Here is a 20,521-nt window from a genome sequence, read left to right as displayed (position 1 = left end):
CGTGGCCGGAGCGGACCGGTCGGCCGGGCCCCTGGGGCGGGACGCGACCTGGTCATCCCGTGCGGGAACCGCCGGGGAGATGCCGCGGTGACGCGGCCAGTCCGGTTCGCCCGGGAGGGGCGGCCCGGGACGGGGAGCGCCCGCCCCGGCCGGACCACCGCCGTCCTCGTGGCCGGCTACGCCTAAGCGGCCGTCTCGGGCCAGTTGCCGTCCAGCATCTGCAGGAACTCGGGCTCGGAGACCAGCTCGACGTGCTGGCCGTTGCGCCGGCGGGTCAGAGCGTCCCGCGTCTTGCGGTGTCCCAGGGCTCCCCCGCGCGCGCCGGTGGCCAGGTCCGCCGGCCGGAAGCCGTCGCCCACCACGAGCATCGTCGTCTGGCCGTTGATCCTGCTGGACGGCTGGGCCCCGCACTCGGCGGCACGGTTCTTGGCGTCCTGCCGGGACATGCCCAGGTTGCCGGTGAAGACCACCGTGTGGCCGAACAACGGATGGGCGGGGTCGGCATCGGGCGCCGGGGCGGCGTTGGTGCCCTCGTCCGGCCAGTGCATCAGGTCGGGCATGGCGGAGGAACGGGGCAATGCCGCCTCGGCGTCGAACACCGGGCCCAGGCCCCGCGCCTGGCGGGTCGCCCGGGACTCCGGGCCCTGCCCGGCGCGCCGCGGCTCGAGCCGGCGCAGGTGGATCCCCTCGGCGGCCAGCACACGGGCCAGGCCCCGCTCCAGGACGGCCGTCGCCCCCGTCACCCCTGTCGCTTCCGGTGCCCCGCCCCCGTCGAGCGTCGCCGCCGTCCCGGGGCCGAACGGCACCGCCGCGGACGCCGGTGTGCTCGTCCTGCGGGACACCACGTCGATCATGATCCGCGCGCAGGCCTCGGCGTCGGCGAGCGCGTCGTGGTGGTTCCTCAACTCGTAACCGGCCTCCCGGGCCGCCACGGGCAGGGCGTACGAGGGCAGGTCGTAGGTGCGCCGGGCCATCACGAGCGAGCAGGCGTAGTCGATCTGTGGGATGTCCATCCCCGAGACCTCGAGCGCGGACTCGATCACGCCGATGTCGAACCCGGCGTTGTGGGCCACCACGGGGTCCTCCCCGATGAAGCCGGCCAGGTCGGGGAACAGGTCCCCGAAGCGCGGTGCCGAGGCCACCTGGCCGGCGGTGATGCCATGGATGCGCACGTTGCGGGCGTCGAAACGGTCGAAACCCGCCGGCGGCCGCATCAGCCAGTACGCCCGCTCGACCGGTTGCCCGCCCCGGACGCGGACCAGCCCGACCGAGCACGGGGAGCCGCGGAAGCCGTTGGCGGTCTCGAAGTCGAGGGCGGTGAAGTCCAGTGCGGTGTCCTCCCCTGTCATCAGCGGTCCTCGACCGGCGCGGTCGCCCCCGCGGCGGTGGAACCGGCGCCCAGCACCCGGATGAGCTCGGGCAGCAGCTGGCGGAAGGCCATGCCCCGATGGCTGATCGAGTTCTTCTCGGCCGCGGAGAGCTCGGCCACGGATTCCGACCGCCCGTGCGGCCTCAGGATCGGGTCGTAGCCGAATCCCCCGTCTCCGCGCGGTTCCGTGAGCAGGGCCCCCGTGAGGAACCCCGTCTCGACGAGTTCCTCACCCGTGGGCGTCACCATCGCGGCGGCGCAGACGAAGGCCGCCTGGCGGTGTTCGGGCCCCACGTCCGCCAGCTGGTCCAGCAGCAGCCGCAGGTTCGCCGCGTCGTCACCGTGCCGTCCGGCCCAGCGGGCCGAGAAGATCCCGGGAGCACCCCCCAGCACCTCCACGGCCAGGCCGGAGTCGTCGGCCACGGCCACCAGCCCCGTGTGGGCCGACACGGCACGGGCCTTCTTCAGGGAATTCTCCTCGAACGTGACGCCGTCCTCGACCACGTCCGGAGCGCCTGCCGCCTCGGCATCGATGACCTGGGTGTCCACGTCCAGGCCGGGGACCTTCCCGCGCAGGAGTTCGCGCAGTTCACGCAGCTTGCCCTGGTTGCGGGTCGCCAGGACCAGCCGCGGCCCGGCGCCGGGGCTCTCGACCCCGCTCACCGGTCACCGGCGAGGGTCTCGCGCTGGATCCGGGTCAGCTCGGCCGTGCCCTCCACCGCCAGGTCGAGCAGCGCGTCGAGTTCGGCCCGCCGGAACGGCGCACCCTCGGCGGTGCCCTGGACCTCCACGAAGTCCCCGGCCCCGGTGACCACGACGTTCATGTCCGTCTCCGCGCGCACGTCCTCGACGTACGGCAGGTCCAGCATGGGCACGCCGTCGATGATCCCGACGGACACGGCCGCCACGGAGTCCTTCAGCGGCTGCGCCGCGGCCGGGATGATGCCCTGGCCCTTGGCCCACGTGATGGCGTCCGCGAGGGCCACGTACGCGCCCGTGATGGCGGCCGTGCGGGTGCCGCCGTCGGCCTCCAGCACGTCGCAGTCCAGCACGATGGTGTTCTCCCCGAGGACCTTGAGGTCGATGATGGCGCGCAGGGACCGGCCGATCAACCGGGAGATCTCATGGGTCCTGCCCCCGATCCTGCCCTTGACCGACTCGCGCTGGGAACGGGTGTTCGTGGCCCGCGGCAGCATGGCGTACTCGGCGGTGACCCAGCCCGTGCCCTCGCCCTTGAGCCACCGGGGCACCCCCTCGGTGAAGGACGCGGTGCACAGTACCCGGGTGTTGCCGAACTCGATCAACGCCGAGCCCTCGGCCTGACGGGACCAGCCCCGGGTGATGCTGATGGGCCGCAGGGCGTTGACGGCCCGGCCGTCCTGCCGGGCCGCGGCGCCACCGGTCCCGGGGGCGGGGCTGGTCGTGGGCAGGACAGGGCTTCCGGGGTTCCCGGACGTCGATGAGGTCATGACCGCCATCCTACCGAGCGGCTCAGACCCGATAGGTGACCCCCGAGACCGCCACGGCCAGGTCGCCGTCGAACGCCTCGCGTGCCTCGACCGACGCCGTCAGCGGATCCGTCCACACGGGCAGGTGGGTCAGCAGCAGCCGTCGCGCACCGGCGTCGGAGGCCATCTGGCCGGCGCGGCGGCCGGTCAGGTGCACGCCGTCGATGCCGTCGTCACGGCCCTCCTGGAAGGCCGCCTCGCACAGGAACAGGTCGGCGTCCCGCGCGGCCTCCACGAGGCCCTCGCAGGTGTCCGTGTCCCCGGAGTAGGTCAGCACCCGGCGCACGTCCTCGCCGTCCGGCCCGGGCCCGGTGGTCTCCACCCGCAGGGCGTAGGCCTCCTCGATGGGGTGGCGCACGGGGACCGGGGTGACGGTGAACGGGCCGATGGTCACCGGCTCGTGGGACCGCCAGTGCCGGAAGTCGAAGTCGGGGTGCATCCCCGGGTCCGGGTCCAGCCCGTAGGCGATGGCCATCCGGTCCGCGGTGTCCGCCGGCCCGTAGACCGGGACGTGGACGCCCTTCCAGCCGTAGGGGTTCCAGCGGATCGCCACGTGCAGCCCGCACAGGTCCATGCAGTGGTCCGGGTGCAGGTGGGAGAGCAGCACGGCATCGATGTCGTCCAGGCTCATGTACCGCTGCAGGGTGCCCAGGGCACCGTTGCCCAGGTCCATCAGGATGCGCCAGGTCTTGGGCGCGGATCCGTCCTCGGTACGCCCCTCGGCCGTGACCAGGTAGCACGATGCCGGGGAGCCCGGCCCGGGGAAGGACCCGGAGGCACCGATGATCGTGAGCTTCACCCTGTTGCTGGCCTTCCCTGCGTGGTGGTCGACGGCGAGGTCGCGAGGTTTTCGTCCACTGTACTGGTCACCGGCCGCCGGCCGTCGCGTGCGGCCGCGAGCATCTCCGGGGTGATCCGGGCGAGCACGCCGGTGGGATAGCGCTCCGAGATGTGGTCCACGTGCTGCACGCCGCCGACCTCCGGTCCGAGGAAGCGCCGGGCCAGCCGCTCGAACTGCTGCGGGTCACCCGTCGCCATGAACCGGTGCCCCGTCGTCTCGTCCACCCCGGCCGGGCGTTCCAGGCCGTGCCGGACCAGGGCCCGGTACACGTCCTTCGCCGTCTCCTCCGCGGAGGAGACCAGGGTGACGTCCTCACCCATGACCAGGGAGATCACGCCGGTCAGCAGGGGGTAGTGTGTGCAGCCCAGCACGAGGGTGTCCACGCCGGCGGCCTTCAGCGGCGCCAGGTATTCCTCGGCCGTGGCCAGCAGCTCGGCACCGGTGGTGATCCCCGCCTCCACGAATTCCACGAAGCGGGGGCAGGCCACCGAGGTGATCCGCAATTGGGGGGCGGCGGCGAACGTGTCCTCGTAGGCCCTCGAGCCCACCGTCGCCTCCGTGCCGATCACCCCGACGTGCCCGTTGCGCGTGGCCGCGACCGCGCGCCGGACGGCCGGCTGGATGACCTCGACCACGGGGATCCCGTACCGGGCCGTGTACCGCTCCCGGGCGTCACGCAGCACGGCCGCCGAGGCGGAGTTGCACGCGATGACCAGGACCTTGACGCCCGCGTCCACCAGTTCGTCCATGATCCCGAGCGCGAAGGCCCGCACCTGGGCGATGCTGCGCGGGCCGTAGGGTCCGTGGGCCGTGTCCCCCACGTAGGCGATCTCCTCGCCGGGCAACTGGTCGATGATCGCCCGGGCGACCGTCAGTCCGCCCACCCCGGAGTCGAACACCCCGATCGGTGCCAGGCCGGCCGGCGTGGGGTCAGCGTCCGCGGGGGCCGGTCCGGGGCGCACGAAGGTCTGGGAGTTCTGGGTCATGGTCCTTCAGAGGATAGGCGCAGAGCGACGCGTCAGTCGGGAAGGCGCGTGGACAGGGCCACCATGAGCGTCTCCAGCAGCCACGTGGTGAAGTTGTACAGCAGGGCCATGTAGGACTCCACGTCCGTGGCCTCGGACCAGTCGTCCACCTCGTGGACCCTCTCGGCGTCCTCCTCGGTCTCGATGCCCAGCCGGGACGAGAGCACCAGGCGCACGTCGTTCAGGGCACGGCTGAAGGAGACCGCCTCGGGCTCGGTCAGCACGACGGGGTTGGCCTGCAGTGCGGCCACCGCCCGCTGCAGGTCCTGGGTCTTGGACCGGCGCACGGCGTCCTCGGTGAGGGCGCGGATCTCCCCCGCCGCCCGGTCCGCCGCGCCGGAGTCCCCCTCGTCGCCGTCGTCGCGGTCGTCACCCACGACGCCGTCCGGCAGCAGGCGCGCCAGCGCCGGGTCCTCGGGAGCGGGACGGTACGGGGCCGCCGTCGGGACCGTTCCGGCTCCGGGCCCGGCACCGTCCGAGACTCCGGGCAGCCCACCGTCCCGCAGCGGTCCGAGGCCGGCCACGATGTCCCAGAAGGCGTCCCCGTCCGGACCCTCGGTGTCGGGCCGGTCGGCCATCACGGCGGCGGGATTCCCGGGCCGGTCCCTGTCGAGGAGCTGGATGACGTCCTGGAACAGGGTGCGCAGCAACCGGCGTTCGGCACGCTCGAGGTCGGCCACGAACCCCTTCGGCGTGGACTTGAAGGCACGCGCCATCAGGCGCCCTCGCCCGTCTCGTGCTGAAGGGTGGCCCACAGGCCGTACCCGTGCATTGCCTGCACGTGCCGCTCGGCCTCCTCGCGCTGGCCCGAGGCCACGATCGCCCTGCCCTCCTGGTGGACCTGCAGCATCAGCCGGTCGGCCTTCTCCCGGCTGAACCCGAAGTAGGACCGGAACACGTAGGAGACGTAGCTCATGAGATTGACCGGGTCGTTCCACACGATCACCTGCCAGGGACGGTCCAGCAGGGTGAGCCGCGCGGGGTCCGGACGTTCGAGCAGGCCGGTGGACCCGCCGGGCACCTGGTCGGGCGAGGCGCCGGGCGGCACGGGAACCTGACTGCACCACACCATGGCGCCCATTCTACGCGGCCGCCGGTCCACGGACCGGGTGGTCACTGGCTGTAGGGTGACTGGCGTGACCGAGCTGACTTCGACGCGGGACACGGGCTGGCTGCTGCCCACCTCGCTGTTCACGGACCACTACGAACTGACCATGCTGCAGGCCGCCCTGAGGTCCGGGGCGGCGCACCGCCGCAGCGTCTTCGAGGTGTTCTCCCGCCGGCTGGCCGAGGGCCGCCGGTACGGCGTCGTCGCCGGGACCGGGCGGTTGCTCGAGGGACTGGCCACGTTCCGGTTCGGCGCCGGCGAGCTCGACTTCCTGGCGGACCACCGCGTGGTGGATGACGCCACGCTGCAGTGGCTGGCGGACTTCCGCTTCTCGGGCAACATCTTCGGCTACGCCGAGGGCGAGGCCTACTTCCCCTACTCCCCCATCCTGCAGGTGGAGTCCTCCTTCGCCGAGGCCTGCATCCTGGAGACCTACCTGCTCTCCGTGCTCAACTACGACTCGGCGGTGGCCTCGGCCGCCTCGCGGATGACCTCCGTGGCGGCGGACCGTCCGTGCATCGAGATGGGTGCCCGCCGCATCAACGAGGAGGCCGCCGTCGCGGCCGCCCGCGCCGCCGTCATCGCCGGGTTCGACTCGACCTCGAACCTGGCGGCCGGCGAGCGCTACGGGGTGAAGACCGTCGGCACGGCGGCCCACTCGTTCACGCTGCTGCACGACTCGGAGCGCGAGGCCTTCGAGGCGCAGGTCACGGCCCTCGGGCGGGACACCACGCTGCTGGTGGACACCTATGACGTCGAGCAGGGTGTGCGGACGGCCGTCGAGGTCGCCGGCACCGCGCTGCGCAATGTCCGGCTCGACTCCGGTGACCTCGTCGAGCAGGCCCACCGGGTGCGGAGGCTGCTGGACGACCTCGGCAACACCAGCACCGGCATCATGGTCACCTCCGACCTGGACGAGTACGCCATCGCCTACCTGCGGTCGGCGCCGGTGGACTCCTACGGCGTGGGCACCCGGCTGGTCACCGGTTCCGGCGCGCCGACGGCCTCCATGGTCTACAAGCTGGTCAGCCGCCAGGACGACGACGGCACCTGGGTGGACGTGGCCAAGGCCTCCTCCGGCAAGGGTTCGATGGGCGGCCGCAAGTTCGCCGCGCGCCAGCTCGACGCCCCCGGCCGGGCCACCGCCGAGCTGGTCGGCGTCAACGAGCCGCCGGACGCGGACTCCAACGACCGCCCGCTGCAGCACGCGCTGGTGCTGGACGGCGAGCTGCAACCCGGATGGACGGGACCGGAGGCGGTGGTCCGGGCCGCCCGGCGGCACCAGGACTCCCGTTCCGAGCTGCCCGCCGCGGTGCGTAGACTTCAGCCCGGCGAGCCGGCCATACCCACCGTCTTCACCGAGGCCTGACTCACCGGTCCAACCCGCGGTGGCGCCTCGCCACCACCCGTCTCCCCACGCACAGAACAGGAAAGAATCCCACCATGCGTGCCTTGGTCATCGTGGACGTACAGAACGACTTCTGTGAGGGCGGCTCCCTGGCCGTCGAGGGCGGCGCCGAGACCGCCGCGAGGATCACCGCCTTCCTGGACGAGCGCGGTTCCGAGTTCGACGCCGTCGTGGCCACCCGCGACTGGCACGTCGATCCCGGCCCGCACTTCGCCGCCGAGGACGCCGAGCCGGACTACACCGAGTCCTGGCCGGTGCACTGCGTGGCCGGCACGGCAGGCGCCGAGCTGCACCCGGCCCTGGACTCCGAATACCTCGACGCCCAGTTCCTCAAGGGCCGCTTCGACAGCTCCTACTCGGGCTTCGACGCCCAGCTCGGCAGCCCCGACATGGTCCGCTCCGGCGCCCCCGAGGGCACCGCGGGTCCCTTCGGCGCCACCGCCGCCGCGGCCACGGCCGTCGAGGACGGCGCCCCCGGCCTGGACGACTGGCTGCGCCAGCAGGGCGTGAACTCGGTGGTGGTCGTAGGGATCGCCACGGACCACTGCGTCAAGGCCACCGTGCTGGACGCTATCGACGCCGGCTATGACACGTTCGTCTACACCGACCTGGTCGCCGGGGTGGACGCCGAGCGCTCCGAGGAGGCCCTCCAGCTGATGGAGGAGAACGGCGCCGTCCTGCAGGCCTGGGGCGGATCGGCCGAGTAGTCGCCCTGCCCTCGAGGCGACTGCGGTCGCCGGGTCCGGCCACCCGGTGATCTTTCGGCGCGCCACCGGGGCGCAGGGGCATAACCCCTGGTTTGCGCCCGGGTTTTCCCTGCTGGCAGGATGGTGCCGATCCGTGGCAGTGGGCCGCGGATCTCCCTGACTCGTGAGAGGAAACCGATGTCTACTCCCGGTGACAGTCCGGGGCACAGTCTGTGCCCCCCGCTGACACGCGCGCAGGCGCGCACGACGTGTGGTGGGGGGTGTAAGAAGTGGAAGTAGTCTCGATCCTCATCGGCCTGGTCCTGATCGGTGCGTGCGCCCTGTTCGTGGCGGCGGAGTTCTCCCTGATCACGGTCAACAAGAACGACGTGCGGGACGCCGCCGCGACCGGGGACAGGAAGTCCGCCGGTGTGCTCACGGCGATGAACACGCTCTCCACCCAGCTCTCGGGTGCCCAGCTGGGCATCACGCTGACCAACCTGGGCATCGGCTTCCTGGCCGAGCCGGCCATCGCAGCCCTCGTGGTGGGTCCGCTGGAGCAGGCCGGGCTGGCGGAGCCGCTGGCGCGGTCCGTCTCCGTGGCCCTGGCCCTGGTGATCGCGACGCTGCTGACCATGGTGTTCGGTGAGCTGGTGCCCAAGAACCTGGCGATCGCCCGGCCGCTGGCCACCGCGCGCGCAGTGTCCGGGTTCCAGCGTGCCTTCAGCACGGTCACCGGGCCGCTGCTGACGTTCTTCAACGGGACGGCCAACCGGATCGTGCGGGCGCTGGGCATCGAGCCGCAGGAGGAGCTGGCCTCGGCCCGTTCTCCCGAGGAATTGACGGTACTGGTAGGACATTCGGCCCGCCAGGGCGTGCTGCCCGAACAGACCGCCCAGCTCGTCCAGCGCTCCTTCGCGTTCGGCACGCGGCGGGCCCACGACGCGATGACCCCCGGGACCCGCATCGTCAGTCTCACTCCGGGGCAGAGCGTGCAGGACATGCTCTCCACGGCGGCGGCGACCGGCCACTCCCGGTTCCCGGTCATGGAACCCGGATCGCCCGAGGTGCAGGGCATCGTCCACGTCCGCCGGGGCCTGGCCGTGCCGTTCCCTGACCGCGGGCACACCCCGGTCGCCACCGTCATGGACGAGCCGACCTTGATGCCGGACACCGTGGAGTTGGACGACCTGATGGACACCCTGCGCGCCGGTGGGCTGCAGATGGCCGTGCTGATCGACGAGACCGGTGACGTGGCCGGGCTAATCACCCTGGAGGACCTGGTCGAGGAGCTCGTGGGTGAGGTCGTGGACGAGCACGACCCGGACGAGGGGACCAGTGAGCACCTGCCCGACGGGACCTGGCGGCTCGACGGGGCCCTGCGCCCCGATGAGGTCAGCACGCTGCTGGGGCACCACATCCCGGAAGGCTCCGACTATGACACCCTCGCCGGGTTCCTGACCCTGCACCTGGGGTCGATCGCCACAGTCGGGGACGAGGTCGAGATCGACACCGAACCGGCCCACGGGTATCGGGCCGCACGGATCACCCTGCGCGTGGAAGAGATGGACGGGGCACGCATTGCCCAGATCAGCGCCTCCGCCACCCCCCTCGAGACGGAAGAGAGTGCCCGCTAGTGGATACCGTGGGAATCATCCTGACCATCGTGCTGCTCGCGGCCAACTTCTTCTTCGTCGGCGCCGAGTTCTCCCTGATCGCCGCCCGGCGGTCCATCATCGAACCCCGGGCCCAGGAGGGCGGCCGGGCCGCCCGGATGACCCTGTGGGCGATCGAGAACGTCTCGCTGATGATGGCGGGCGCCCAATTGGGCATCACCGTGTGTTCCCTGGCCCTGGGGTACGTCACCAAGCCGATGGTCGTCTACGCCCTGCAGGGACCGTTCGAGGCCCTGGGCGTACCAGAGGCGGCGATCGACACCATCGCCTACGTCATCGCCTACGCCCTGGTGACCTACCTGCACGTCGTGCTCGGCGAGATGGTGCCCAAGAACATCGCCCTGGCCGGACCGGAGCGGATGGCCCTGGTGCTCGGACCGGCACTGGTCGTCGTCGTGCGGATCCTGCAGCCGATGCTGTGGGCCATGAACGCGATGGGCAACGGTATCCTGCGCCTGTTCAAGGTGACCCCGAAGAACGAGGTCACCAGCGCCTTCACCCGGGACGAGGTGGCGGGCCTGGTCGGCGAGTCCCGCGAGGGCGGGCTGCTGGACCACCAGGACGAGCGCCTGCTGCTCGGTGCCCTCACCTTCGAGGAGCGCTCCGTGAAGTCCATCGTGATCCCCCTGCACGAGGTCACCACGCTCCCGGCCGGGTGCACCCCGGAACAGATCGAGACCGTCGCGGCCAACGGGTACTCACGGTTCCCGGTGCAGTCCGAGGACGGCGAGCTGCGCGGGTACGTGCACGTCAAGGACCTGCTCAGCCTGGATGCGGTCGAGCGGAACGCGCCCCTGCCGGAGCGGCTGGTCCGGGACCTGCCGCAGGTGCACGTCGCCGAGCACCTGCAGACCTCGTTGCGCCAGATGCAGCGGGACGGGGCGCACCTGGCTCTGGCCGTGGACCACGATGGACATCCGTATGGAATCGTCACCCTCGAGGACATGCTCGAGGAACTGGTCGGGCAGATCCGCGACGACAGCCGTGTCTCCCGGTAGCAACGGTGAGCGGGCGGCCTGGTCCTCCCGCCCGGTTCCCGGTCCTGCGGGCCGCCCGTCCGAGGGTGGCCCGCAGGACCAGTCCGGTCACAGGCCATGAACGGCCTCGACGGGGCCGGGATCGTCGGGGACCTGCTGTCCTGGGTCGGATTGTGCCTGGGCCTGCCCCTGCTGCTGGCCGGGATGCTGCGGCGTTCCAGGGAACGGTCCCTGGTGGCCACCGAGGTCGTCATCGTTCGAGGCCCGCCTGAACCGCAGGCCCGCTGGTTCGCCAGCGGGGAGTTCTACGACCGCCCCCTGCACGCGACGGAGCACTCCCACTATGCCGGCAGGGACGTCTGCACCGGGTACGTCAGCCCCCGGGAGCCCTGGGTCATGGGTTTCGAGCGTCATCGGCAGGCCACCGGTACATGCCTGGCACTGGGTGCGACCTTCATCATCATCGGGCTCTGCGGCCTCATCCTCTCGATCATCCCCCTGGTGATCGGCTGAGGTCGGTGGCCGGGGCGCCGGGTGGACCACCGGTTCGCGTCATCCGCTCCCTTCGGGTCGGCGAAGCGCGTCGATCGGCCCCCTGGCACCCGGCCCGGCGGCTTTGTACCCTCGGAGGCACGAGGTGAGTCGACGGTGCCCCCTGATGATGTCTTCGTCCCCTATGGCCCCTCCCATTGGGGTGCGCTGGTCGTCTGCGTCCTCGGCGCCGTGTTCGTCATCGGCGTGGGCCGGCGGTTGCGGGGCTCCGGGGCCGAGGTGGTCTTCTCCCGGGTGTTCGCCGGGGTTCTGGCCGTGTACGCGGTGGCGATGCTCGTCTATCGGTGGTGGCCGGGCCAGTTCGACCTCCACATCGCCCTGCCGGTCCACCTCTCGGATCTGGCGTGGATGGTCGCGGTCATCGCGCTGTGGACCCGGACCCACTGGGCGTTCGCCCTTACCTACTACTGGGGACTGACGCTGAACCCGCAGGCCATCCTCACCCCGGCCCTGAACTCGCCGGACTTCCCCCACATCGACTTCATCGACCTCTGGATCCAGCACCTGCTGGTGCTGTGGGCGGCGCTGTACCTGACGTGGGGACGCGGCACCCGGGTGGCCTGGGGCAGCTACCGGATGGCCCTGGTCGTCACGGTGGCGTGGGCGGTGGCGGCCTTCGGGCTCAACGGCTGGCTGGGGACCAACTACGGCTTCCTCAACGCGAAGCCCGACAACCCATCGGTCCTTGATCTCTTCGGGTCCTGGCCCTGGTACCTGGCCGTGGAGTTCCTCATTATTTCCGCGGTGTGGGCGCTCATGACCTGGCCGTGGACGGCCCGGCGGCCGGCCCGGCGGCTGGCCCGGGCCTGGACGGCGTCCCCGGACGCACGAGCCCCACGGACAGACCGTGGACGGCATCGCCGGCCGCGGTAAGGGGCGGACCGTCCGCAGTCCGGAACGGTTCCGTCGCGGACGGGCGTGACATAGCGTGACGGAATGGACGCCGACACCCTGGTGAATCTCGCGCTGGTTGTGATGTTCGTGCTGATCGGAGGAGTCTTCGCCGGCACCGAGATGGCCATCGTGAACGTGCGTCCATCCCAGGTCCGGACCCTGGAGTCCACCGGTCCGCGCGGGGCCAGGACGGCGGCCCTGGTCCGGAACCCCAACCTGTTCCTCTCCGCCGTGCAGATCGGGGTGACGGTCGCCGGGTTCTTCTCCTCCGCCTACGGCGCCTCGACCATCGCCCCGGACCTCGAGCCGTGGCTGGTGTCCCTGGGGATGGGGGAACAGACGGCGGGCACCACGGCCCTGGTGGGACTGACCCTGGTCATCGCCTACCTGTCCCTGGTGTTCGGGGAACTGGTCCCCAAGCGGCTGGCCATGCAGAACGCGATGGCTCTCACCCGGACTCTGGCCCCGCCGCTGGGAGTCTTCGCGCGCCTGATGCGCCCGGTCATCTGGCTGCTCTCGGCCTCCACGAACGTCGTGATCCGCCTGCTCGGCGCAGATCCGACGGTGGACCGGGAATCGGTCTCCGCCGAGGAGATCCGGTCCATGGTCTCGACCGCCGAGTCGCTGGAGGAGGTGGACCGGCGGGTGCTCACCGCCGTCTTCGAGGCCGCGGAACGCACCGTCGTCGAGGTGATGCGCCCCCGCCCCGAGGTGAACTTCCTCGACGGCGCGACCACGGTCGGGCAGGCGCTGCGGGAGTTGGCCACGCTGCCGAACTCCCGCTACCCGGTGACCGGGCGGGACACCGATGACGTGCTGGGCTTCGTCCACGTCCGGGACCTGCTCCGGGTGGAGGACCGCACGCTCACCCTGGGGTCGATCGCTCGGACCATCACGGTGCTGCCCGGGACGGTCGAGGTCCTGCAGGCGCTGCACCGCATGCGGGACAGCGGTGACCAGATCGCCCTGGTGATCGACGAGTACGGCGGCACCGACGGGATCGTCACCCTGGAGGATCTGCTGGAGGAACTTGTCGGCGACATCTACGACGAGTTCGACGACAGCCTGGAGCCGGCGGGCGGCACCCTGAGCGAGGGGCAGGACGTGGAGGTCGACGGTGGGTTGATCCTGCAGGAGCTGGCCCAGCACACCGGCGTGCACCTGCCCGACGACGGTTCCTACGAGACCGTGGGCGGGTTCATGATGGCCGAGCTGGGCCGGGTCCCGGCGATCGGGGACGTGATCGACGTCGGGGGGGCCTCGCTGCGGGTCCTGGCCATGGACGGGCGGCGCGTGGGCCGCGTCCAGATCAGCCGGGGTGCCGGAACCGGACCCCCCGAGACGGGTCCCTGAGCCGCGCACCGGGGCCGCCTGCTGTCGGCCCCTGGCGCCCCTGCCCGCGGGTGGCCCGCAGGCTGGCGATGACGGACACGGTCAGGATGAGGGCGACGACGGCCAGGGAGACCGGGGTGGGGATGTAGAACACGTCGATCTTCAGCAGCATCTTGATCCCGACCCAGACCAGAACCAGCGCCAGGCCGACCTTGAGGTAGACGAAGCGGTGGATCAGGTCGGCCAGCAGGAAGTACATCGCCCGCAGTCCCAGGATGGCGAAGGCGTTGGCGGTGAAGACCAGGAACACCTCGTCGGTCACCGCGAAGATGGCCGGGATCGAGTCCACGGCGAACACCACGTCCGTGGTCTCGATCAGCACCAGCACCGCCAGCAGCGGCGTGGCCAGCACCACCCCGTCCCTGCGCACCAGCAGCCGCTGGCCGTGGAAGGTGTCGGTCATCGGCACCAGCCGGCGGAACGCGGTCAGCGCCCTGGACTGGTCCGGGTTCAGTTGTTCGTGGCGCTGCCGGATCATCCGGTACCCGGTGTACAGCAGGAAGGCGGCGAACACGTACAGCACCCAGGTGAAGTGCTGGATCAGCACCGCGCCGGCGGCGATGAAGATGCCGCGGAACACGAGGGCGCCGAGCACCCCGAGGAACAGCACCCGGTGCTGGAACCGGGGCGGGACGGCGAAGTGGGTGAAGATGATGGCCCACACGAACACGTTGTCCACGGACAGGGACTTCTCGATCAGGTACCCGGCGAAGTACTGCTGGCCGTACTCGGCACCCCATCCGGTCCAGACGAGCACGCCGAAGCCGACACCGCACGCCACCCAGACCGCGGACCAGGCTGCGGCCTCCCGCACCCCGATGACGTGGGCACGACGGTGGGCGACCAGGTCGACGACCAGCATCGCGATGATGAAGGCCAGGACCACTGACCAGATCCACAGGGGGACGTCCATGACGGGACACCTTTCGATCGATGAGATCGAAGGTCTCTCCCGGCCGGCTGAGGGCCCGCCCGCCGGGCCCGGTGGGCCGTAGTGACGACGGGTCGGCTGGGGGGATACTCCCCTTCTGGTGCAGAAAATTAGACCATGACCGCACCGGAGGGTTCAAGACCCCCGTTCATCCCCCTCACGGCCGTGGAGAGGACCGGGGCGCTCACTTCCGTCCGACGAACCAGCCCGCCAGCGTCTGCAACCGGGTCTCGAGCTGCTCGGCCGTGGCCTGGGCGACCGCCGGTCCCCCGCTGATCTCCCGCAACCGGTTGTGGATGATCCCGTGCGGGGTGCCGGACCGGGCCGACCAGGCCGAGACATTCTTCGAGAGCTGGCTGCGCATCTCCTTGAGGCGGCGGTGGTCCACCACGGTGGCCTGACCGTCATGGCCGGCCGCCCCCGTGGCGGCGTGGTCGGCCCGTGGACGGCGCCGGAGCTGTTCGGCCTGGCGCTGGCGCAGCAGCTGCCCCACCTGTTCGGGCTCCAGCAGTCCCGGGATCCCCAGGAAGTCCAGCTCGTCCTCGGACCCGACCGCCCCGCCGGTGCCGAACTCGGAACCGTCGAAGAGCACCCGGTCGAAGGCCGCCTGGGACTCCAGTGCCTTGAACTCGGAGCGTGTCAGGGAGTCCGAGGCCCGGTCCTGGCGGTTCGCCGCCGCGAGCAGGTCCTCCTCCGGGGACTGGGACAGGTCCTCCGACTCCAGGACACCGGGGGCCGCTTCGGGCCGGTCCAGGGCGTGGTCGCGCTCGGCCTCCATCTCGTTGGCCAGCAGCATCAACTGGGGCACCGAGGGCAGGAACACGCTGGCGGTCTCCCCCCGGCGCCGGGAGCGCACGAAGCGGCCGACGGCCTGGGCGAAGAACAGCGGGGTGGAGGTCGAGGTCGCGTACACCCCGACGCAGAGCCGGGGCACGTCCACGCCCTCGGAGACCATGCGCACCGCGACCATCCAGCGTTGAGTGCCGGCCGAGAATTCCTCGATACGGTCGGAGGCGCCCTTGTCATCGGACAGGACGACGGTGATCTCCTCACCGGTGATGGCCTGCAGCTGGGCGGCGTAGGCGCGCGCGTCCTCGTGGTCCGTGGCGATCACCAGGGCGCCGGCGTCGGGGACGTTGCGTCGCACCTCGGTCAGCCGGCGGTCCGCCGCGCGCAGCACCGAGGGGATCCACTCCCCCTCCGGGTTCAGGGCGGTCCGCCACGCCTGGGCGGTGATGTCCTTCGTGGCCGCCTCGCCGAGCTGGGCCTCCATGACGTCACCCGTGGAGGTCTGCCAGCGCATCTGACCGGAGTAGGCCATGAAGATCACCGGCCGCACCACGTGGTCCCGAAGCGCCGGTCCGTAGCCGTAGGTGTAATCCGCCTTCGACCGGCGGATCCCGTCCTCGAACTGCACGTAGTCCACGAAGGGGATGGCGGCGGTGTCCGAGCGGAACGGCGTGCCGGTCAGGGATAACCGGCGGGTGGCCGGCTCGAACGCCTCCCGGATGGCGTCGCCCCAGCTCAGGGCGTCACCGCCGTGGTGGATCTCGTCCAGGATCACCAGGGTCCGGGCGTTCTCCGTCCGGTTGCGGTGCAGGATCGGTTTCGACGCCACCTGCGCGTACGTCAGCGCGACCCCGATGTACTCGTCGCCGTGGCGCCCGTCCGCGTTCTTGAAGTTCGGGTCGATCGCCAGCCCGATCCGGGCCGCGGAGTCCGCCCACTGCCGCTTGAGGTGCTCCGTGGGGGCCACGACGGTGATCCGGCTGACCGTCCCGGCCTCCATGAGCATCTTCGCAACGCGCAGCGCGAAGGTCGTCTTACCGGCGCCCGGGGTGGCCACGGCCAGGAAGTCCTGGGGCTGCTTCGAGAAGTACAGCTCGAGGGCCTCCTGCTGCCACTGGCGCAGCTTCGGGGCGGTCCCCCAGGCCGCCCGCTCCGGCAGGGCGGGGGGCAGGTCTTCACCGATTTGGAACAGTGCATCGGACACGGAGCTTCGCTGGCCTCCTCAGGCGGGGACGGTGCAGGGGTGCGGTGGACGGACGGCGCGGTGGGCGCGGCGGGGCGGGGCCCTGCGGCGGGCCGGCCGGGGATCCCCGGAACGGGGCGGATGGGCGCGCGCCGGGTCGTCGGACACGACGACGGCACGTCACCGACAGGTGTCGGCCCGGCTGCGCGGCCGGGCCGGCCCGGTATGGACGCCGAGCCGTGGGTCAGTCGCGGCCTCGGCCGCCGAACCAGCCGCGCCGGCCACCGCCGGAACCCTCGCTGCCGGAGTCGCCGTCCTTCGGCCCCTTGAGGCCGTCGTAGATCTCCTTGCACTCCGGGCAGACCGGGAAGCGCTCCGGGTCCCGTCCTGGCGTCCAGACCTTGCCGCACAGGGCGACCACGGGGGCGCCGGTGACGGCGGACTCCATGATCTTCTCCTTGCGGACGTAGTGCGAGAAGCGCTCGTGGTCGCCCGGTTCGGCGTCCTGCAGCTGCTCCTGGCGGTCCAGCACGGCGGCCCCGGCGCTGCCGGGACCCTGCGGTGCTCCGGGGTCGTTCAGATCGGGCTCGGCGGGCAGACTCATGCGCCCCAGTCTACCGGTCCGCGGTCTCCGGCACGCCCGTCCGGTTGCGCCCGGTTCCGTCCCGTCGCCGCCGGCCTCCCGGCCCGGGGTCATGCGAACTTCAGCACGGACTGGTAGGTTTCCGCCTGGGCCCGGTCGAACCAGCGGCTGCCCCAGCGGATGCCGAGCCCCAGGACCAACAGCCCCAGCCCGAGGCCCACGACGAGGGTGAGCCACTGGAAGAGCATGTCACCGGTCAGCAGGGCCAGGACGAACAGGATGAGCTCGGGCAGCACCAGCAGCCCGAGGACCACCATCGCGCCCAGCGAGACCAGCAGCATCCGCATGGCCGAGCCCTCCGGGGTGGCGAAGGGGCTGTCCCCGGGTTTCGGCACCGGATAGATGAAGCGGGCCGAGGACACCGCGGACACCCCCGCGCCGGTGAGCAGTGCCCCCACCGCCAGGCCGACCAGCCCCGGCAACAGGTCCCAGGCCCCCGCCATCCAGGTGGTGGCCAGCGTTAGGACGAGTGTCAGGGGCAGGGCCCACAGCAGCAGCGCCCCGACCCGGCCCACACGGTCGTCCCGGCCGGATACCCCGGCGGTGACGTGCAGCGCGAACGCGGAGCTGTCATAGGCGATGTCCGCGGAGATCGCGTAGCCGAGCATGAACCCGGTGATGGGGCCCATGAACAGCATCAGGGAGTGGTCGCCCGACTGTGCACCCAGGAACCAGAACAGCACCAGCATCAGGGGCACGACCATGAGCGAGGCCGAGTAGCGCGGGTCCTTGAGCCAGTAGATGATCGACCGGGCGGCGATCGCCCCGGCGGGCGTGGCGGGCAGCGAGCCCAGCAGCCCGAGCCCCGCCCTGGAGGTGCGGGTGGCCGGTCCGGACCCGCGCACCTGGGTGTAGCTGCGGTCGACGGCGAGCTGCCAGAGCCAGACGGCGCCGGCCACCCAGGCGAGGCAGAGCAGTCCCTGCCCGAGCGCCTCGCCGTACCGGCCCTCGGCGGCCGCCCAGGGCGCGGCCGTGAACGATCCCAGCGGAGTCCACGCGATGACCGCGGCGATCCCCGGCAACCGGTCTGCGGCGGCCTCCACGGAATCGACGATCCCGGCCAGGATCACCCCGCTGAGCATGAGCGGGACCAGGGCGATGATGGACACGATCTCGCGGATGCGCCGGCGCCCGGTGAACGCCGCCAGCAGCCCGGTGACCGCGTAGGAGACGCAGATGCAGAACAGCGCGCCCAGGATCGCCGTCGGGATCGCGGTGAGCAGGGCCGGCAGCGAGTCGCGCCAGGCCAGGGACGAGAGCAGGTAGGCGATGAGGGTCGCCGCCCCCGGCACCGTGACCAGTCCGGCCAGGGCCAGGCCCGGCACGAGTGCGCGGGACGGGATGCCGAAGGTGGCGAAGTTGGCCGGGTCCAGCGTCATGTCCACCCCGGTGAAGAACACGGGGACCACGATCCAGCCGAGCACGGCGGCTGCGCCGACCAGCGTCAGGACGGTCCCCCGCCACTGCACCTCGAGGTCCGGCAGGAAGGTGGCACCGACGCCCCACATCGCCAGCACGAGGACCGTGTAGGCGATGAAGAAGACGGACATCACCAGCTGGAGCGTGCTGCGCCTCCACCCGTTGACGGTGATCGCCAGCTTCATGCGCATCAGGTGTGCAACCATGACAGCCCCTCTCCGCTCGTGCGGCCGCCCACGAGGTCCACGAACCGGTCCTCCAGGGACCGGCCCGCCCGGACCTCGTCGACCGTGCCGGCGGCGAGCAGGGTGCCCTCGGCGATGACGGCCACGTGGTCGCACATGCGCTGGACGAGGTCCATGACGTGGCTGGAGACCACGACCGTGCCACCGGAGGCGACGAACTGGGCCAGGATGTCCCGGATGTTGGCGGCCGAGACGGGGTCGACCGCCTCGAACGGTTCGTCCAGGACCAGCACCCTGGGAGCGTGGATCATGGCGGAGGCCAGCGCGACCTTCTTGGTCATGCCCGCCGAGTAGTCGACCACGAGCTTGCCGGCGTCCTGGGAGAGGTCCATGACGCGCAGCAGGTCGGCGGTGCGCTCGGCCACGGTCTGGCGGTCGAGCCCGCGCAGCAGGCCGGAGTAGGTCACCAGCTGCTCACCGGTCAGCCGGTCGAACAACCGCACGCCGTCCGCCAGGACGCCCATCCGCCGTTTGGCGGCCAGCGGCTCCTCCCAGACGTCCGTGCCGTGGATCCAGACCCGTCCGTGGTCCGGGCGCAGCAGGCCCGTGGCCATGGACATGGCCGTGGTCTTGCCGGCCCCGTTGGGACCCACCAGCCCGTAGAACGACCCCGCGGGCACGTCCAGGGAGATGCCGTTGACGGCGATCTTCTCCCCGAAGCGCTTGGCCAGTCCGCGGATCGCGATGGCGGTGTGCGGGTCGGGCAGCTCCCGCGCCCCGGCGTCGGGGCGCAAGGTGGGCAGCGGGGCGGGGTGGTCGGTGCCCGGCGGGGCATCGGGGGTGTCAGGAAGGCTCATGGAACCGACCGTAGCAAGGGCCGCGGTCAGCGCCCCGGTGCACCACGGGCCGGAGGGCCATGACCCACGTCATGACGCGGGGGCCACGGCCGCCCGGACTCAGAACAGGGCGCGGGCCAGTGCCTTCCGCGAGGCCTGGGTACGGGGGTCCTGGTCCCCGACCACCGTGTACAGGTCCACGAGGTGCTCGCGGGCGGGGTCGCGCTCCGTGCCCGGATGGGTGGCGATGAAGCGCACCAGCCGGGTGAAGGCGTCCTCGACGTGTCCACCGAGGAGGTCGAGGTCGGCCACGTCGATCTGGGCCTGGACGTCGTCCGGGGCGGTGGCCGCCCGCTCACGCACCGCTGCCGCGTCCATGGCGGCCGTCCGGGCGAACAGTCCCGCGTGGGCCAGGCCGGCCTTGGCGTCCTCGTCACCGGGGTTCTCCGCCAGGGCCCGCCGGTAGGCGTCCAGGGCGGCGTCGTAGTCACCGCGGTCGATGGCGTCGACCGCCTCCTGGTGCAACGGCGGCAGGGGCGGCTGGGCCGGGGCCTCGGCCGGGGTGCCCGCGTGGTCCCGTGGCGGACCCAGCGGGGGGACGGTTCCGCTCACGCCGTTCTGGGCGGCGGCGGCGAGGAGCTCGTCGATGAGCTGGCTGAGCTGTTCGGCGGGCACCGCCTGGTTCAGCACCGGGACCGGCTGCCCGGCCAGCACCGCGACGACGGCGGGCCCGGCGGGCAGTCCGAAGACCTGGAGGGCCTGGGGCTCGGCCTCGGCGTCGACCCGGGCCAGCACGAGCCGTCCGCCGCGACGGTCGACCTCGGGGGCGACCAGGGCGTCGAGCTGGCCGCTGACCGGGTCGGACGGCATCGCGAGGTGAATCAGGACCGGGACCCGGCCCGAGAGCTGGACGAGTTGCTGCAGGTCGGCCTGCCGGGCCCCGTCCAGGACCCAGCTGCCCTCGGGGGCGGCAGCGGCCCCGGGCTGCCCCGGAGCCGCCCCCGGGCCGGCGGCCGGCCGCTGCTTGAGTCCGGACAGGTCCACCGCTCCGCGCAGGTGGGACGGCATCGCTCCAGGCTGCTGTGACATGCTCCCGTGT

Annotated in this window: 20 protein-coding genes; 7 read left to right on the top strand and 13 right to left on the bottom strand. The window is 71.7% G+C overall.

Annotated elements, in window-relative coordinates:
* Positions 1-182: 182 nt before the first annotated feature.
* The 7 genes from GGQ69_RS03500 to clpS are packed head-to-tail and all read right to left on the bottom strand — an operon-like array spanning position 183 to position 5,815.
* Positions 183-1,349 carry an exonuclease domain-containing protein gene (locus GGQ69_RS03500; RefSeq protein ID WP_183524673.1) on the bottom strand — a complete coding sequence of 389 codons (1,167 nt, stop codon included), beginning with the start codon at positions 1,347-1,349 and terminating at the stop codon, positions 183-185.
* A complete protein-coding gene (gene rdgB / locus GGQ69_RS03495) occupies positions 1,349-2,032 on the bottom strand; it encodes an RdgB/HAM1 family non-canonical purine NTP pyrophosphatase (protein WP_183524670.1) in 684 nt (227 codons plus the stop codon). Before rdgB ends, GGQ69_RS03500 begins: the two co-directional genes overlap by 1 nt.
* The gene (gene rph, locus GGQ69_RS03490; protein WP_255459406.1) at positions 2,029-2,838 is read right to left on the bottom strand and encodes a ribonuclease PH; all 810 of its coding nucleotides are present in this window, start codon (positions 2,836-2,838) and stop codon (positions 2,029-2,031) included. The genes rdgB and rph overlap by 4 nt, the downstream gene beginning before the upstream one ends.
* A 22-nt stretch (positions 2,839-2,860) precedes the next feature.
* Positions 2,861-3,676 (bottom strand): MBL fold metallo-hydrolase, encoded by an 816-nt coding sequence (locus GGQ69_RS03485; protein WP_183524667.1) that lies wholly within the window; start codon positions 3,674-3,676, stop codon positions 2,861-2,863.
* Entirely contained in the window at positions 3,673-4,704 is a 1,032-nt protein-coding gene (gene murI / locus GGQ69_RS03480; protein WP_183524664.1) for a glutamate racemase, read from the bottom strand. Before murI ends, GGQ69_RS03485 begins: the two co-directional genes overlap by 4 nt.
* Before the next feature lie 32 nt (positions 4,705-4,736).
* A complete protein-coding gene (locus tag GGQ69_RS03475) occupies positions 4,737-5,459 on the bottom strand; it encodes a DUF2017 family protein (RefSeq protein ID WP_183524660.1) in 723 nt (240 codons plus the stop codon).
* Positions 5,459-5,815 carry an ATP-dependent Clp protease adapter ClpS gene (clpS, locus tag GGQ69_RS03470; RefSeq protein ID WP_221243338.1) on the bottom strand — a complete coding sequence of 119 codons (357 nt, stop codon included), beginning with the start codon at positions 5,813-5,815 and terminating at the stop codon, positions 5,459-5,461. The genes GGQ69_RS03475 and clpS overlap by 1 nt, the downstream gene beginning before the upstream one ends.
* A 64-nt stretch (positions 5,816-5,879) precedes the next feature.
* Between clpS and GGQ69_RS03465 the strand changes: the two genes are divergently transcribed.
* The 7 genes from GGQ69_RS03465 (at position 5,880) to GGQ69_RS03435 (ending at position 13,397) form a co-directional block, all read left to right on the top strand.
* Entirely contained in the window at positions 5,880-7,220 is a 1,341-nt protein-coding gene (locus GGQ69_RS03465; protein ID WP_370577094.1) for a nicotinate phosphoribosyltransferase, read from the top strand.
* A 74-nt stretch (positions 7,221-7,294) separates the two neighbouring features.
* A complete protein-coding gene (locus tag GGQ69_RS03460) occupies positions 7,295-7,966 on the top strand; it encodes an isochorismatase family protein (protein ID WP_183524657.1) in 672 nt (223 codons plus the stop codon).
* Between the two features lie 269 nt (positions 7,967-8,235).
* A complete protein-coding gene (locus GGQ69_RS03455) occupies positions 8,236-9,582 on the top strand; it encodes a hemolysin family protein (RefSeq protein WP_183524654.1) in 1,347 nt (448 codons plus the stop codon).
* Positions 9,582-10,619, top strand: a complete 1,038-nt coding sequence (locus tag GGQ69_RS03450) for a hemolysin family protein (protein ID WP_183524651.1) — start codon at positions 9,582-9,584, stop codon at positions 10,617-10,619. Before GGQ69_RS03455 ends, GGQ69_RS03450 begins: the two co-directional genes overlap by 1 nt.
* A 96-nt stretch (positions 10,620-10,715) precedes the next feature.
* The gene (locus GGQ69_RS03445) at positions 10,716-11,111 is read left to right on the top strand and encodes a hypothetical protein (RefSeq protein ID WP_183524648.1); all 396 of its coding nucleotides are present in this window, start codon (positions 10,716-10,718) and stop codon (positions 11,109-11,111) included.
* A 135-nt stretch (positions 11,112-11,246) separates the two neighbouring features.
* A complete protein-coding gene (locus tag GGQ69_RS03440) occupies positions 11,247-12,023 on the top strand; it encodes a TIGR02206 family membrane protein (protein ID WP_183524645.1) in 777 nt (258 codons plus the stop codon).
* 63 nt (positions 12,024-12,086) lie between these two features.
* Positions 12,087-13,397 (top strand): hemolysin family protein, encoded by a 1,311-nt coding sequence (locus GGQ69_RS03435; RefSeq protein ID WP_183524640.1) that lies wholly within the window; start codon positions 12,087-12,089, stop codon positions 13,395-13,397.
* Here GGQ69_RS03435 and GGQ69_RS03430 read toward each other — a convergent pair.
* The 6 genes from GGQ69_RS03430 to GGQ69_RS03405 all read right to left on the bottom strand — a co-directional run bounded on the left by GGQ69_RS03430 (position 13,354) and on the right by GGQ69_RS03405 (position 20,511).
* Entirely contained in the window at positions 13,354-14,349 is a 996-nt protein-coding gene (locus GGQ69_RS03430; protein ID WP_255459405.1) for a TerC family protein, read from the bottom strand. The two genes, GGQ69_RS03435 and GGQ69_RS03430, sit on opposite strands and share 44 nt — an antisense overlap.
* A gap of 202 nt (positions 14,350-14,551) precedes the next feature.
* Complete coding sequence (locus GGQ69_RS03425) at positions 14,552-16,360, bottom strand: DEAD/DEAH box helicase (protein ID WP_183524637.1); 1,809 nt, start codon at positions 16,358-16,360, stop codon at positions 14,552-14,554.
* Between the two features lie 223 nt (positions 16,361-16,583).
* Positions 16,584-16,943, bottom strand: coding sequence for a DUF3039 domain-containing protein (locus tag GGQ69_RS03420; protein ID WP_010144362.1), 360 nt, complete (start codon positions 16,941-16,943; stop codon positions 16,584-16,586).
* A gap of 89 nt (positions 16,944-17,032) precedes the next feature.
* Positions 17,033-18,607 carry a transporter gene (locus tag GGQ69_RS03415; RefSeq protein ID WP_183524634.1) on the bottom strand — a complete coding sequence of 525 codons (1,575 nt, stop codon included), beginning with the start codon at positions 18,605-18,607 and terminating at the stop codon, positions 17,033-17,035.
* On the bottom strand, positions 18,592-19,443 hold the full coding sequence (locus GGQ69_RS03410) for an ABC transporter ATP-binding protein (protein ID WP_183524631.1): 852 nt from the start codon (positions 19,441-19,443) through the stop codon (positions 18,592-18,594). The genes GGQ69_RS03415 and GGQ69_RS03410 overlap by 16 nt, the downstream gene beginning before the upstream one ends.
* 99 nt (positions 19,444-19,542) lie before the next feature.
* Positions 19,543-20,511 (bottom strand): tetratricopeptide repeat protein, encoded by a 969-nt coding sequence (locus GGQ69_RS03405; protein WP_255459404.1) that lies wholly within the window; start codon positions 20,509-20,511, stop codon positions 19,543-19,545.
* Between the last annotated feature and the right edge of the window lie 10 nt (positions 20,512-20,521).

This window comes from Micrococcus sp. TA1, assembly GCF_014199555.1.
GTDB lineage: Bacteria > Actinomycetota > Actinomycetes > Actinomycetales > Micrococcaceae > Citricoccus.
This window is presented reverse-complemented; position numbering and strand designations above follow the sequence as displayed.